The sequence below is a fragment of the Rhizobium sp. SL42 genome (assembly GCF_021729845.1).
Lineage (GTDB): Bacteria > Pseudomonadota > Alphaproteobacteria > Rhizobiales > Rhizobiaceae > Allorhizobium.
In genome coordinates this window covers 472,807-484,971 of sequence record NZ_CP063397.1, presented here as the reverse complement: position 1 = coordinate 484,971, position 12,165 = coordinate 472,807, and the positions used below count along the sequence as shown (strand labels likewise).

Sequence of the window (12,165 nt, the reverse complement as noted above, 5' to 3'; positions counted from 1 at the left end):
TCCGGCTTCGGGACCGTCCAGTGGGACGGCTGGCCGTTCCTAGAGCATTTCCGGTGAAAACGGCATCACCTGCCATGCTCCATCTGTCTTTTTTCACGCAATTTCGGCGCAAAACCGCTGCGCAGTTCTGCCGGAACGGCGCTAGTGCAGGCGACCTTCCTCGATGTCCGGAGCGGCCCACATTCTTTCGATATTGTAGAACTCGCGGATTTCGGGACGGAATACATGCACGATGATGTCTCCGATGTCGATCAGGACCCAATCGCCGGTTTCCAGACCTTCGACGCGGGCATAACCCAGGCCTTCGTCCTTCATGTCGGAGATGAGGTGTTCGCTGATCGCCGTCACATGCCGGTTCGACCGTCCGGACACGACTACCATGTAGTCGCCCAGCGCGGACTTGCCTGCGATGTTGATCGAGACGATGTCTTCTGCCTTTGAGTCCTCAAGACTTGAGAGGACCAGCTCAAGCGCGCGGGCTGCGGCATCGGCGCCACGTTCCGGGCTTTTCGGGACGGCGACATGCGCTCTTCCCTTGGTGTGCACTGTTGTCAGAGGTCTTCCTTTCCTTGGTATAACAGAACAGCACGTCTGTGATTCCCCGATGAGGAAATCGCAGCAAAAGGTGGCATCGATCCGCTAATCTTTCAAGATAGCCAAATGATTTGGACCAGCCGCCCGATCACGCCTCGGCTGCGGCGCGAAGTGCCGACGAACTGAGCGTCGAGCGCGGGCCGTGGATGAAGGTCCAGGCCGGAGCGGGCTTGCGCCAGAGCACGCCGGCATCGTCCTCGTCGATACGGGCATAGTCGAACGTGCGGGCCATTTTCGACGAGAGATAGGACAGGGTCGAGCCGGGCCTGTCGATCACGGCGATCGGGAAGGTGGTGGCGATCTTGCGCCAGCGCTGCCAGTGGTGGAAACCGGCGAGATTGTCCGCGCCCATGATCCAGATGAAATGGGCATGCGGATTGCGGCTGCGGATGAAATCGAGCGTGCGGGCGGTGTAGCTGGTACCCAGCGCCTGCTCGAAGGCGGTAACCTTGATGCGCGGATCGGCGGCCATGTCTTCGCAGAGCGCCAGGCGCTCGGCCAGCGGCGCCAGCTCGCGGCGGCTCTTCAACGGATTGCCGGGCGTGACCATCCACCACAGCTGGTCGAGGCCAAGGCGGCGCAAGGCGATCTCGGCAACGAGCACGTGGCCCTGATGGGGCGGGTTGAACGAACCGCCGAAAAGGCCGACGACCATGCCTCGCTCGACATGGGGCATGACGCGGTAGCGATGGGCGACCTGTTCCTGCTCCACGATGTCGGGGACCGGGTTCAGGGCCGGACCTGGCCGGTGCCGCGCACACGGTATTTGAACGATGTGAGCTGTTCGACGCCGACGGGCCCGCGGGCATGCATCTTGCCGGTGGCAATTCCGATCTCGCCGCCCATGCCGAACTCGCCGCCATCGGCAAACTGGGTCGAGGCATTGTGAAGCAGAATGGCGGAATCGATCTCGTTGAAGAATCGCTCGACCACTTTCGGATCCTCGGCGATCACGGCTTCGGTGTGGTTGGACGAATAGCGTGCGATATGATCGATGGCGCCGGAAATGCCATCGACGATCGCAACCGCGATGATCGCATCGAGATATTCGGTGCGCCAGTCTGCCTCTACCGCCGGCTTCAGGCCAGGAACGACGCGCAGGACCGTTGCCGAGGCCCGGATTTCGCAGCCTGCTTCGGTGAGTACTTGAAGCAGCGGCTTCAGATGGGTGGCGATCGCGCCGCTGTCGACAAGCAGCGTTTCGGCCGAGCCGCATATGCCGGTGCGGCGCATCTTGGAATTGAGGACGATCTGCGTGGCCATGTCGACATCGGCCGATGCATCGACATAGACGTGGCACAGGCCTTCGAGATGGGCAAAGACCGGGACGCGGGCTTCCGACTGGACGCGGGCGACCAGGCTCTTGCCGCCGCGAGGCACGATGACGTCAATCGAATTGTCGAGGCCCGAAAGCATGGCGCCGACGGCGGCGCGATCGGTGGTCGGCACGAGCTGGATGGCGTCGGCGGGCAGGCCCGCTGCGACCAGGCCCTTGACCAGGCAGGCGTGAATGGCGCGCGAGGAATTGACGGAGTCGGAACCGCCGCGCAGGATCACGGCATTGCCGGCCTTCAGGCAGAGGGCGCCGGCATCGGCGGTGACATTCGGTCGGCTTTCATAGATGACGCCGATGACGCCGAGCGGCGTGCGCACGCGTTCGATATGCAGGCCGTTGGGGCGATCCCATTCGGCGATGATCGAGCCGACCGGATCCGGCAATTCGGCAATCTCGCGCAGGGACATGGCAATGCCGGCAATGCGAGCGGCATCGAGCGTCAGGCGGTCGATGAAGGAGGCGGCGACGCCGGTGTCTGCGGCATTCTTCAGATCGATCACATTGGCGGCGAGAATGTCTGTTTCCGCGGCGACAAGCGCATCGGCCATGGCGCGGAGCGCGGCATTCTTGGCTTCGGTCGAGGTGTTGGCCAATGGTCGGGCCGCGGCACGGGCGCGCCGGCCGATGTCCAGCATCAGGGCTTCGACGGAATTGCCATTGGCTGCGGTCTCAAGCATGGGCTGCATCTTTCCTGTCACTCTCGGCCAATTCATTGTCTGCCGGGCCGGCCTGGTTTGTCGGACCCTTGTCGGCGAGGTCCCCGCCGACGATATCCTGGCGGCTGCCGAGTTCGGTCATGACGAGATCGTCGCGGTGGATCATGGCGGCGCGGCCGGCATAGCCGAGGATTGCCTCGATTTCATTGGACTTGCGGCCACAGATGCGGCGCGCTTCCTCGGCGTCATAGCCAGCCAGCCCGCGGGCAATTTCGCGCCCTTCGACACCGATGACGGAAACGGTGTCGCCACGATGGAATTGCCCGGCAACGGAGCGCATGCCGGCGGGTAGCAGGCTCTTGCCAGCCTTCAGGGCGCCTTGCGCACCGCTGTCGACATGCAGTTCTCCAGCCGGCTGAAGCTGGCCGGCGATCCATGTCTTGCGGGCCGTGACCGGCGACCTGGAGGCGGAGAACCAGGAATGGCGCGCGCCATTCTGAATGGCCGCCAGCGGGTTCATGGTCTTGCCTGAGGCGATGATCATGGCGCAGCCGGCACTGGTCGCGATCTTGCCGGCGTCGATCTTGGTGCGCATGCCGCCGCGTGACAGTTCAGACGCAGCACCGCCGGCCATGGCCTCGATCTCCGGGGTGATGTCCTCGATGGTTTCAAGGAACCGGGCATCCGGGTCGAGATGCGGTGGCGCGGAATAGAGGCCGTCGATGTCGGAGAGCAGGATCAACAGGTCGGCGCCCGCCATGGTGGCCACCCGGGCGGCCAGCCGATCGTTGTCGCCGTAGCGGATTTCGGTCGTGGCGACCGTGTCGTTCTCGTTGATGATCGGCACGGCTCCGATCTTCAGCAGCTGCTGCAGGGTGGCCCGGGCGTTGAGGTAACGCCGGCGCTCTTCGGTATCGCCGAGCGTGAGCAGGATCTGGCCGGCCACGATCGACGCGCGCGACAGGCTTTCCGACCAGTGGCGGGCTAGGGCAATCTGGCCGACGGCCGCTGCCGCCTGACTTTCCTCGAGCTTCAGGGCGCCTTTCGGCAGATCGAGCACGGTGCGGCCAAGCGCAATGGCACCCGAGGAGACGACCAGAACATCGGTACCGCTTGCCTTCAGGGCGGCAATATCGTCGCAGATGGCATCAAGCCAGGCCTTCTTCAGGCCTGACATGCGATCAACCAGCAGCGCCGAACCGATCTTGATGACGATCCGCTTGCAGCGAGAGAGCGAGCGAAGCTTGGTGGCCATCAGGCGTCGCCTTCTCCGTCGAGGTCGTCCTCAGTCACGACATTGTTGTCGGGGCGGCTGTGCTTGCGGTTCTTCTCGCGGCGCTCGGGCTGTTGCCGGTTGCCGCCTGCCGAGACAATGACGTCGCGCAGCGCACGCAGTGCATCGGTCATGCCCTTGCCGGTGATCGCCGAGAGCAGTAGCGGCGTCTGGCCGCTGGCCTTCTTCAGTTCCGCGGATTTCTTCTTCAGCTCCGCTTCGTCCAGCACGTCGATCTGTGACAGCGCGACGATCTCGGCCTTGTCCTCAAGTCCGCCGCCATAGGCTTCGAGCTCGTGCTTGACCGTCTTGTAGGCCTTGCCGACTTCTTCTTCCTGGGCGGAGACAAGATGCAGAAGCACGCGGGTACGTTCGACATGGCCGAGGAAACGGTCGCCGATGCCGATGCCCTCATGGGCGCCTTCGATCAGGCCGGGAATGTCGGCAAGGATGAACTCACGTTCGTCGATCGTCGCCACGCCGAGGTTCGGGTGCAGCGTGGTGAAGGGATAATTGGCAATCTTCGGCCGGGCGCGGGTGACGGCGGCAAGGAATGTCGACTTGCCGGCATTGGGCAGGCCAACGAGGCCGGCATCGGCGATCAGCTTGAGCCGGAGCCAGACGTTCTTTTCCTCGCCCTCGAGGCCGGGATTGGCCCAGGTCGGCGCCTGATTGGTGGCGGACTTGAAATGGGCATTGCCGAAGCCGCCATTGCCGCCGGCCGCCAGCCGGAAGCGCTGACCTTCCTCGGTAAGGTCGACGATCAGGGTTTCGAAATCTTCCTCGAAGATCTGCGTGCCGACCGGCACGCGCAGCGTGACATCGCCGCCATTGGCGCCGGTGCGGTTGCGGCCCATGCCATGGGTACCGGTCTGCGCCTTGAAGTGCTGCTGGAAGCGGAAGTCGATCAGGGTGTTGAGGCCATTGACCGCCTCGACCCAGACATCGCCGCCGCGGCCGCCATCACCGCCGTCCGGACCACCGAATTCGATGAACTTTTCGCGCCGAAACGACACAGCACCGGCGCCGCCGTCGCCTGAGCGAATGTAAACTTTTGCTTCGTCGAGAAATTTCATCTTGGTGCCGTTGATCTTCTGTCTGGTTTTGCGGATGGATGGGGCGATGGGGCATCGATATAGCCGGTTGAGGCGGAGGTCAAAGAGTATCGTGAAGTTCGTCAGCTACAACATCCAGTATGGCATAGGTCAGGATGGTCGCTTTGACCCCGAACGCATAGCCCGCGCCGTCGATGGAGCCGATGTGATCGCGCTGCAGGAGGTGACGCGCGGATTTATCCGCAATGGCCATGCCGATCTTGTCGAAACCTTCTCGTCGCTGTTTCCGGCCTATTTCTCTGCCTTCGGCGCGGCCAGCGACGTGCTGGTCGATCATGCGATGGTCGAGGGCCGCCTGCGCGCGCGGCGTTTCCAGTTCGGCAATATGGTGCTGTCGCGCTTTCCGGTCGTGGCCGTGCGCAATCTGCTGCTTCCCAGAGCCCGGACTTTCGACAAGCTCAACCTGCAGCGGGGCGCGCTGGAGGCGGTGATCGATGCGCCGGGCGGCGCGGTGCGCGTCTATTCGGTCCATCTCGACCACGTCTCTCCCGACGAGCGCATGGCGCAGATCCGTTTCCTGAAGGCCCGGGCCAACGGCTTTGTCGACGAAGGCGGCGCGCTGACTGGAGCGAGCGAATTTGCCGTGCCGGATCCGGCGCTGCCGGCCGACTACCTGCTGATGGGCGATTTCAACATGGAACCGGAGGGGCCGGAATACATTGCGATGGTCGGGCAGGACGATGCCTTCTACGGCCGCGTGGCACGCGCCGACCGACCGATCGACGCCGAGGCGCATCTGAAAAAGCGGCCGGCGGACGGCTATAGCTGGATCAGTCCCGACGGGGCGGTGCGCAAGCATCTCGACTACTGTTTCGTCAGCGGCGGCCTGGTTTCGCGATTGAAAGCGGCCTTTGTGGACAATGAGACGATGGCCTCCGACCATTATCCGGTCTGGGTGGAGCTCGCCTGAGGCATGGCCGGGCGGCGAACCGCCCGGATATTCCGGTGGGCTAGCGATCCCGGTTGCGGCTTTGAAAGCCGGACTGGGTTACCCGCATATCGATCATCGGCGCCATGGCGCTGCGCGACAGCGAATAGACGTCGTTCACCCCGACAATCGTGCAGCCGAGCTTTTCCAGCACTTTGAACGAGGCCGGATTGTCGGCAAAGGCGCCTGCGGCGATCTCGGCCTGTGGCATGCGGCGGAAGACATGATCAAGCACGGCATCGGTTGCCTCGCTCATCAGGCCCTTGCCCCAGTAGAAGCGGTTCAGCCAGTAGCCGAGATGCCAGAGGCCATGGCGAAGCTCGATCGATACCGTGCCGATATGCACATCATCGGCCATGGTGATGGCAAAGTACCAATCCGGCCGCAGGCCGGATGTCACCGTGTTCAGCCAATCAAGCGCATCCTGCCGGTCATAGGGCACCGGCACGCGCGTCAGCATGCGGGCAACGGCGAAATCACCGAGCGATGCGGCGATCGGATCGGCATCGCCGAGCCGGTGGGCACGCAGCACGAGACGATCCGTCTCGATGAGCGGGCAGGGGCCGGGCATCGGCATGGCGGTTCGATCCGTCCGGGCGCGGGGCTTGCTCAACAGCGCGCTCATCGCATTTCCCCCCAGCTCTTCAGCGACAGCCAGGTCTTTCGGTCGAGCCTGTACCATTCGACCGGCACCATGCCGCCCATTGCCAGGTTGCCGACCATGCCGGAACCTTGGAACTGGAAGCCGCATTTCTGGATGACCCGGCGCGAGGCGATGTTGGTCACCCGGCATCTTGCATCGATGCGGACGATGTCGCGGGTGCGGAAGGCCATGTCGATCAGGGCGTGGGCGGCTTCCGTGGCATAGCCCCTGTTCCAGTAGGGTTCGCCCAGCCAATATCCCATTTCGAGCGTGTCTTCGTCGGCCGCATGCGGCTCCAGCGCGCAGCAACCGAGAAATTCGCCGTTCTCGGCTTTGGTAATGGCGTAGACGCACTTGCCAATCTCGCCAATATTCGTGCGTCGCACAAAATCAGCGGCGTCTTTTGCCGTGTAGGGGTGCGGCATGCGCGAGACCATGGTGGCGATCGCGGCATTGTTGGCGAGATGGGCAAGGGCGTCGATGTCTTCCACGTGCGGGCTGCGCAAAACGAGCCGTTGCGATAACAAGACGGGGCAATCGGTTCTCGACCGATCGGGCCTTGGCCGATCTTCGGGCGACCGCGATTGGTCATCCCTTAACATTAAGCTTTCCATGGGTCAGTCTCCTTCAGGTTGAAAAAAGGCACAAGAAAAAGGGGAGATGGCGCCCCATCTCCCCTTTTTTCTAGACTGAACCTGGTACGGCCAGCCGGGTCGATGAGACGCCGGCTGGTTTAAAACGCTACCGGCTTTTATTCTGCTGCTTCGGCCGCTTTCGGCATCACAGACACGTATACGCGGCCATTGGCCTTCGTACGGTAGGCGACGTTGCCGGCGGTCAGAGCAAAAATGGTGTGATCCTTGCCGAGGCCGACATTGGCGCCCGGATGCCACTGCGTGCCACGCTGGCGCAGGATGATGTTGCCTGGAATGACGACTTCGCCGCCGAACTTCTTCACGCCAAGGCGCTTGGAGTTGGAATCGCGACCGTTGCGCGATGAACCGCCAGCTTTTTTATGTGCCATGGGATTTCTCCTTTAAACCGTGTTTCTCGTTGACCGTTAGGCTGCCACGATGTCCGTGATACGGACGACCGTGTGATGCTGGCGATGACCGCGCGTGCGCTTGGAATTCTGGCGACGGCGCTTCTTGAACGCGATGACCTTCTTGCCACGGTTGTGTTCGACAACTTCTGCCTTGACGGACGCGCCAGCAACGAAGGGTGCGCCAAACGTGGCATCAGCACCTTCGCCGACAACGAGAACCTCGGTGAATTCGATGGTTGCACCAGCTTCGGCTTCCAGCTTTTCGATGGTCAGCACGTCGTTGGCGTTCACGCGGTACTGCTTACCGCCGGTCTTGATGACTGCGAACATTTTTTATCCTTTCATGTTCGTTCCGGCTCTTGTCCTTTTCGGACGGCCGTCTTTTTGTCAGTCGGATGGCAGAACGACGCATGCGCCTTTGTCCTGCCGGTGGGCTCCGCCTTTGGCGAAGAACGAAAGGCGCAGGTATCCCACGCTCTAAGTCATGGGTCGCATACGTGAGGCCCCTGAGGCTGTCAAGATAAAAGCTTCTGAAACCGTCACATTCGCTCTTGCAAGGGGGGTGAACTGTCGCTAAGAGACAGCCCGCGCACAACTTGCGCCGACCAGCAAAGCGGAGAGGTGGCTGAGTGGTCGAAAGCACCGCACTCGAAATGCGGCATACGGGCAACCGTATCGTGGGTTCGAATCCCACCCTCTCCGCCATATTCTTACATGTCCATAACGAAGACATAGGTAACATCCTGTACCTACTAAGGCATGGGTGACAACCTCGTGCCGAACGGGTGGTCGATGGTTGGCGGCACTCTTTGTTCCTGGTCGATGTATCCGCAATCATGCTGAATTGAGCTGAGAAGGCAGGTGCCCGGTGCCGGCCCTATTGGTTGCGGGGTTCCCGCGCGGCCGATTCGTGCGAAATGGTGATCGCTTGCAAATAGACGCATGCAAGCAAGTCGGTGGTCGGTGATTGGGAAGTCCGTTCACTGACGGTTCGTTGATGTTTGGCGGGGCGCAATCGGTACAGGCTTGGTTGGCGTTTTGCTTGACCGTTGTCTGCGGGATCGGCTGTCGGGGGAGTTTGGGCGGCGATTGCGAGCGTCGGCGCTTCGGTAGATTTCAGTTTAGCTTTCGGGTGAGGTCTGGGCTTCCGCGGTTCGCGGGCCCGGTGCCGTAGCTGTCTGCGCTTTGGCTGATTTTGAAACGGTCTTTTCGGCGTCGCGCAGGCGGCATCGAGGGCTTGACGCGCTCCGTGCAATTTGCACTATTGATCAGATGTCAGACCAATTGAGCTGAAAGACGCGGCGCTGATGAGCAGGCAAAGGGATGATAGGGCGGTATTGTCGCCGCTGCCTCCGGTTGATCGGGTGCAGCAGGTTACGGCTGCTCTTGCCGACTACATCAAGGGCTCCAATCTCGTCCCGGGCGACCGCTTGCCGGCAGAGCGCGAACTGATGCTGGCCTTGGCGGTCGGTCGTTCGACCATCCGCGAGGTGATCCGGCATTTCCAGGCGCTCGGTGTCGTCGAAGCGCGCAAGGGCAGCGGCACCTATCTGCTCAAGCCGATCTCCGGCACCACGATCCATATGCCGCTGTCGCTGGAGACCGCGCATCTGCGCGACGTGCTGCTCAAGACGCTCGAGGTTCGCCGCGGCATCGAGGCGGAGGCCGGCATGGTGGCCGCCCGCATGCGCAGCGCCGAAGACCTCAAGGACATCGAGGCGAAGCTCAACGAAATGGAGCGGGTGCATCTGTCCAAGGGCACGTCCGGGCCCGAGGACCTGCAGTTTCACCTCGCCATCTATGATGCGACCCATAATCCGCTGTTTCGCCAGTTGCTCGAGCAGATGCGCGAAGCCTTCGAGCGGTTCTGGGACAAGCCATTCGACCGGCCGGACTTTGCCCGCAGGTCCTTCCCGTTCCACCGCACCCTGTTCAACGCGATCGCGGACCAGGATCCCGAGGCTGCCCGCGCCGAGACACTGAAGATCCTCGACATCGTCGAGCAAGACATCAAGGAAATGTCCCAATGAGCAACGGCTTTGATCCGTTCGAGAATGCCTCCCTCATCGTCGCCCATGACGAGGGAAATGCCTATGATGCGGTCGTTCCGCCGATCGTGCAGACATCGCTTTTCACCTTTGCCGACTATGACGACATGGTCGCGTCCTATCGCGGCGAGAAGGTCCGGCCGATCTATACGCGCGGCCTCAATCCGACCGTGCGGATGTTCGAGGAGATGCTGGCGAAACTCGAAGGCGCCGAAGACGCGATCGGCTTTGCCAGCGGCATGTCGGCGATCTCGTCGACCGTCCTGTCGTTTGTCGAGCCGGGCGACAGGATCGTCGCGGTCAAGCATCTCTATCCGGATGCCTTCCGGCTGTTCGGCACGTTTTTGAAGCGCATGAAGGTCGAGGTGACCTATGTCGACGGGCGTGACGAGGAAGAGGTGGCCAGGGCCTTGCCGGGCGCCAAGCTCTTCTACATGGAGAGCCCGACCAGCTGGGTGATGCAGACCCATGATGTCAGGGCGCTTGCGGCGCTTGCCAGACGCCACGGCGTGATCACCACGATCGACAACAGCTGGTCGAGCCCGATCTTCCAGCAGCCGATCGCCCTGGGTGTCGATCTGGTCATTCATTCCGCCTCGAAATATCTCGGCGGCCATAGTGACGTTGTCGCCGGCGTCGTGGCCGGTTCGAAGGAACTGATCGGCCGGATCCGGGCAGAGGCCTATCCCTATCTCGGCGGCAAGCTCTCGCCGTTCGATGCATGGCTGCTGATCCGCGGCCTGCGCACCCTGCCGATCCGGATGCGGGCGCACGAGACCTCGACGGTTGCGATCGCCCGGCGGCTGCAGGGGCACGATGCGGTGGAAACGGTCTGCTATCCGGGGCTCGCCAACCAATTGCCGCCCGGCCTGTCCGGTACGTCCGGCCTGTTTTCCTTCATCTTCAAGGAAGGCGTCAATGTGCGCACCTTCGCCGATCATCTCAAGCTGTTCAAGCTGGGTGTGAGCTGGGGCGGGCACGAAAGCCTGATCGTGCCGGGCGAAGTCGTCCTGTCACAAAAAGCGCAACCCAATTCCGCGGAAGCCTTCGGCATCAGCCCGCGGTCGGTACGGCTCCATGTCGGCCTGGAGGGAACGGAGGCCCTCTGGAGCGATCTCGACGCGGCGATCACTGCCGCTTCGTCTGGCTGACACCACGACAAGCAACATCGAAACAGAGGGGAATAAACAATGAAAAAACTGATTACGGCGACATTGTTCGCCACCATGATGGCCGGAACGGCCATGGCCGACACGACGCTGAAGCTGGTCGAAGTGATCACCAGCCCGGAACGCACGGAAACGCTGAAATCGATCGTCGGCAAGTTCGAAGCCGCAAACCCCGGCACCAAGGTCGAGATCATCTCGCTGCCCTGGGGCGAAGCCTTCCAGAAATTCGCCACCATGGTTTCGGCCGGCGAAATTCCCGACGTTATGGAAATGCCCGACACCTGGCTGTCGCTTTATGCCAACAATGGCATGCTGGAGAGCCTCGAGCCCTATCTGAAGGATTGGGAACACACGGCCGGAATGACGGACCGCGCGCTGGAACTCGGCCGCGACGTCAAGGATACCGCCTATATGCTGCCTTACGGCTTCTATCTGCGCGCCATGTTCTACAACAAGAAGATCTTCGCGGAAGCCGGCGTCGACGGCCCACCGAAGACGATGGACGAATTCGTTGCGGCATCGGAGAAGATCTCCAAGCTGCCCGGCAAATACGGCTACTGCCTGCGCGGCGGCCCGGGCGGCCTTAACGGCTGGATGATGTTTGCCGCCACGATGGCCGGCAACAACGAATTCTTCAACGCCGACGGCACCTCGAAGTTCAGCGAACCGGACTGGATCAAGGGCATCGAATGGGTCGTTGACCTGTACAAGAAGGGTTATGCCCCGAAGGACAGCGTCAACTGGGGCTTCAACGAGATCGTCGCCGGCTTCTACACCGGAACCTGCGCCATGCTCGACCAGGATCCGGACGCGCTGATCGCCATCAGCGAGCGTATGGATGCCGCCGACTACGCGGTCGTGCCGATGCCGAAGGGTCCGGCCGGCAAGTCCTTCCCGACGATCGGCTATGCCGGCTGGTCGATGATGTCGGCCAGCGCCAACAAGGATCTGTCCTGGAAGCTGATCGCGACGCTTGAAGGCCCGGAAGGCAATATCGAGTGGAACAAGCGGATCGGCGCCCTTCCGGCGCTGAAGGTGGCCGAGAAGGATCCCTTCTATGCCGGCGAACAGTTCAAGGGGTGGTTCGACGAACTGGCTGACAAGGATGCCGTTCCGACCGTCATGCCGACCTACCTGGAAGAGTTCGCCTATTTCAAGGATTCGCTGGCGATCAAGACCACGCAGGAAGCCCTGCTCGGCGACATCACGCCGGAAGAGCTGGCCAAGCAATGGGCCGAATACCTGACGACCGCTCAGCAGAAGTTCCTGGCGAGCAAATAAGGCTCGCCAACGACGACCGGCAGGCGGCGGCCTCGAACCCGCTGCCTGCCGGCTCCTTTCCGACTGAAAACACGGCC

At 62.1% G+C, this 12,165-nt stretch carries 13 protein-coding genes and 1 tRNA gene; 5 read left to right on the top strand and 9 right to left on the bottom strand.

Annotation, left to right across the window (positions count from 1 at the left end; all coding sequences use genetic code 11):
• Positions 1–141: 141 nt before the first annotated feature.
• The 5 genes from rsfS to obgE form a co-directional block, all read right to left on the bottom strand.
• On the bottom strand, positions 142–555 hold the full coding sequence (rsfS, locus tag IM739_RS02145; protein WP_442981116.1) for a ribosome silencing factor: 414 nt from the start codon (positions 553–555) through the stop codon (positions 142–144).
• 127 nt (positions 556–682) lie between these two features.
• On the bottom strand, positions 683–1,270 hold the full coding sequence (locus IM739_RS02140) for a nicotinate-nucleotide adenylyltransferase (protein ID WP_237370941.1): 588 nt from the start codon (positions 1,268–1,270) through the stop codon (positions 683–685).
• A 53-nt stretch (positions 1,271–1,323) separates the two neighbouring features.
• Positions 1,324–2,607 (bottom strand): glutamate-5-semialdehyde dehydrogenase, encoded by a 1,284-nt coding sequence (locus tag IM739_RS02135; protein ID WP_237369622.1) that lies wholly within the window; start codon positions 2,605–2,607, stop codon positions 1,324–1,326.
• Positions 2,600–3,841, bottom strand: coding sequence for a glutamate 5-kinase (gene proB, locus IM739_RS02130; RefSeq protein WP_237369621.1), 1,242 nt, complete (start codon positions 3,839–3,841; stop codon positions 2,600–2,602). Before proB ends, IM739_RS02135 begins: the two co-directional genes overlap by 8 nt.
• Positions 3,841–4,935 carry a GTPase ObgE gene (gene obgE, locus IM739_RS02125; protein ID WP_237369620.1) on the bottom strand — a complete coding sequence of 365 codons (1,095 nt, stop codon included), beginning with the start codon at positions 4,933–4,935 and terminating at the stop codon, positions 3,841–3,843. Before obgE ends, proB begins: the two co-directional genes overlap by 1 nt.
• Positions 4,936–5,026: 91 nt before the next feature.
• On the opposite strand from obgE, the gene IM739_RS02120 reads away from it, so the two are divergent.
• Positions 5,027–5,884 (top strand): endonuclease/exonuclease/phosphatase family protein, encoded by an 858-nt coding sequence (locus tag IM739_RS02120; RefSeq protein ID WP_237369619.1) that lies wholly within the window; start codon positions 5,027–5,029, stop codon positions 5,882–5,884.
• Between the two features lie 40 nt (positions 5,885–5,924).
• On the opposite strand, the gene IM739_RS02115 is transcribed toward IM739_RS02120, so the two are convergent.
• The 4 genes from IM739_RS02115 to rplU all read right to left on the bottom strand — a co-directional run bounded on the left by IM739_RS02115 (position 5,925) and on the right by rplU (position 7,920).
• Positions 5,925–6,527 carry a GNAT family N-acetyltransferase gene (locus tag IM739_RS02115; RefSeq protein ID WP_237369618.1) on the bottom strand — a complete coding sequence of 201 codons (603 nt, stop codon included), beginning with the start codon at positions 6,525–6,527 and terminating at the stop codon, positions 5,925–5,927.
• Positions 6,524–7,159, bottom strand: coding sequence for a GNAT family N-acetyltransferase (locus IM739_RS02110; protein ID WP_237369617.1), 636 nt, complete (start codon positions 7,157–7,159; stop codon positions 6,524–6,526). The genes IM739_RS02115 and IM739_RS02110 overlap by 4 nt, the downstream gene beginning before the upstream one ends.
• A gap of 137 nt (positions 7,160–7,296) precedes the next feature.
• Positions 7,297–7,569, bottom strand: a complete 273-nt coding sequence (gene rpmA, locus IM739_RS02105) for a 50S ribosomal protein L27 (RefSeq protein WP_007604271.1) — start codon at positions 7,567–7,569, stop codon at positions 7,297–7,299.
• 36 nt (positions 7,570–7,605) lie between these two features.
• A complete protein-coding gene (gene rplU, locus IM739_RS02100; RefSeq protein ID WP_007604273.1) occupies positions 7,606–7,920 on the bottom strand; it encodes a 50S ribosomal protein L21 in 315 nt (104 codons plus the stop codon).
• A gap of 285 nt (positions 7,921–8,205) precedes the next feature.
• On the opposite strand from rplU, the gene IM739_RS02095 reads away from it, so the two are divergent.
• From IM739_RS02095 to IM739_RS02080, 4 genes are all read left to right on the top strand, one after another.
• Positions 8,206–8,295, top strand: a tRNA-Ser gene (locus IM739_RS02095).
• A gap of 602 nt (positions 8,296–8,897) precedes the next feature.
• Positions 8,898–9,620 carry a FadR/GntR family transcriptional regulator gene (locus IM739_RS02090; RefSeq protein WP_237369616.1) on the top strand — a complete coding sequence of 241 codons (723 nt, stop codon included), beginning with the start codon at positions 8,898–8,900 and terminating at the stop codon, positions 9,618–9,620.
• On the top strand, positions 9,617–10,789 hold the full coding sequence (locus tag IM739_RS02085; RefSeq protein ID WP_237369615.1) for a PLP-dependent transferase: 1,173 nt from the start codon (positions 9,617–9,619) through the stop codon (positions 10,787–10,789). The genes IM739_RS02090 and IM739_RS02085 overlap by 4 nt, the downstream gene beginning before the upstream one ends.
• Positions 10,790–10,828: 39 nt before the next feature.
• On the top strand, positions 10,829–12,088 hold the full coding sequence (locus IM739_RS02080) for an ABC transporter substrate-binding protein (protein ID WP_237369614.1): 1,260 nt from the start codon (positions 10,829–10,831) through the stop codon (positions 12,086–12,088).
• Positions 12,089–12,165 lie beyond the last annotated feature (77 nt).

Bases quoted from the DNA above. Each gene is read 5' to 3' on its own strand.
- IM739_RS02140 (WP_237370941.1), bottom strand. From the start codon at position 1,270: ATGCCCCATGTCGAGCGAGGCATGGTCGTCGGCCTTTTCGGCGGTTCG.
- IM739_RS02135 (WP_237369622.1), bottom strand. From the start codon at position 2,607: ATGCTTGAGACCGCAGCCAATGGCAATTCCGTCGAAGCCCTGATGCTG.
- proB (WP_237369621.1), bottom strand. From the start codon at position 3,841: ATGGCCACCAAGCTTCGCTCGCTCTCTCGCTGCAAGCGGATCGTCATC.
- obgE (WP_237369620.1), bottom strand. From the start codon at position 4,935: ATGAAATTTCTCGACGAAGCAAAAGTTTACATTCGCTCAGGCGACGGC.
- IM739_RS02115 (WP_237369618.1), bottom strand. From the start codon at position 6,527: ATGAGCGCGCTGTTGAGCAAGCCCCGCGCCCGGACGGATCGAACCGCC.
- IM739_RS02110 (WP_237369617.1), bottom strand. From the start codon at position 7,159: ATGGAAAGCTTAATGTTAAGGGATGACCAATCGCGGTCGCCCGAAGAT.
- rpmA (WP_007604271.1), bottom strand. From the start codon at position 7,569: ATGGCACATAAAAAAGCTGGCGGTTCATCGCGCAACGGTCGCGATTCC.
- rplU (WP_007604273.1), bottom strand. From the start codon at position 7,920: ATGTTCGCAGTCATCAAGACCGGCGGTAAGCAGTACCGCGTGAACGCC.
- IM739_RS02090 (WP_237369616.1), top strand. From the start codon at position 8,898: ATGAGCAGGCAAAGGGATGATAGGGCGGTATTGTCGCCGCTGCCTCCG.
- IM739_RS02085 (WP_237369615.1), top strand. From the start codon at position 9,617: ATGAGCAACGGCTTTGATCCGTTCGAGAATGCCTCCCTCATCGTCGCC.
- IM739_RS02080 (WP_237369614.1), top strand. From the start codon at position 10,829: ATGAAAAAACTGATTACGGCGACATTGTTCGCCACCATGATGGCCGGA.